Consider the following 1,242-nt stretch of genomic DNA (forward strand, 5'->3'; position numbering starts at 1 on the left):
CCGCGTAGCTCGGGAATGCTGACCTGGTACTCGCCCAGGTACTCCAGCAGGAAGGCCTCGAAGGGCTCGTCGGCACGATCGATCTCGTCGATCAGCAGCACGGCGCCGGGCTCGGGCTGCTGCAGGGCCTGCAGCAGCGGGCGGCTTACCAGGTAGCGCTCCTGGTAGACCTCCTGCTCGGCGCGCTGCAGTCGGTCCTGCTGCGGTGCGGCCGCGGGCTGCGCCGAGGCCAGCTCGGCCGCGCGCAGGTGCAGCAGCTGGGCCGCGTAGTTCCATTCATACAGCGCCTCGCGCTGCTCCATGCCGTCATAGCACTGCAGCCGGATCAGGCGGCGCTCCAGCACGCGCGCCAGCGCCTGGGCCAGCGCGGTCTTGCCCACGCCGGGCTCGCCTTCCAGCAGCAGCGGCCGCTGCAGCCGCAGGGCCAGGAAGACGGCCGTGGCCAGGCGCCGGTCGGCGAAATAGCCTTCGGCCTGCAGCGCGGCGACCAGGGCGTCTATGGAGGCAATGGCTTGCTCGGGAACCTTCATTCAGTCCTTATCCAATCGTCATGAAACTGCGCTTCGTCTGCGCTGCGCAAAACTGGCGCAATCCAACTCAGGGACACCGAGGAAGGGCCGCCCCGCACCGAGGGTGTCGTCCCCCTTCAAGGGGGAAGGCGCGAAGCGACTCAGGGGGTCACCATAGTCACCCCAGCATCTGCGATACCGCACGCTGCGTCTGCACGCTGATCAACTGCGCCCGGTAGCGCGCGCTGGCATGCAGGTCGCTGTTGAGGTCGGCATGGTCGATCAGCACCTGGGCGGCCGCGTCGGGCGTGAAGCTCTGGTTGAGCGCGGCCTCCAGCCCCGCATGGCGGAACACGCTGAGCCCGGCGCCCGTGATGGCCACGCGCACGCCGCTGTCGGTCTGGGCGACGAAGACGCCCACCAGGGCGAAGCGCGAGGCGGGCTGCTTGAACTTGAGGTAGGCGGCCTTCTTCGGCACGGGAAAGCGCACGGCCATGATCAGCTCGCCGCTGCCCAGCGCCGTGGTGTACATGCCCTGGAAGAAGTCGTCGGCCGCGATCTCGCGCCGGTCGGTGACGACGGTGGCACCCAGGCCCAGCACGGCGCTGGGGTAGCAGGCAGCGGGGTCGTTGTTGGCCAGCGAGCCGCCGATGGTGCCGCGCGCACGCACCTGGCGGTCGCCGATGCCGCCGGCCAGCTCGGCCAGGGCCGGGATGGCGGCCTGGACACGCGG

At 70.1% G+C, this 1,242-nt stretch carries 2 protein-coding genes; both read right to left on the reverse strand.

All coding sequences use genetic code 11. From position 1 onward, the window contains the following. Window positions 1–530: AAA family ATPase (locus L995_RS22250; RefSeq protein ID WP_047473751.1), on the reverse strand; the 530-nt coding region annotated here is incomplete at its 3' end. A 157-nt stretch (window positions 531–687) separates the two neighbouring features. Next, window positions 688–1,242, reverse strand: a 555-nt coding sequence (locus L995_RS22255) for an FAD binding domain-containing protein (protein WP_047473752.1), incomplete at its 5' end; no start/stop codon positions are given.

Source organism: Delftia sp. ZNC0008, assembly GCF_000799035.1.
GTDB classification, from domain to species: Bacteria; Pseudomonadota; Gammaproteobacteria; order Burkholderiales; family Burkholderiaceae_C; genus Comamonas; species Comamonas tsuruhatensis.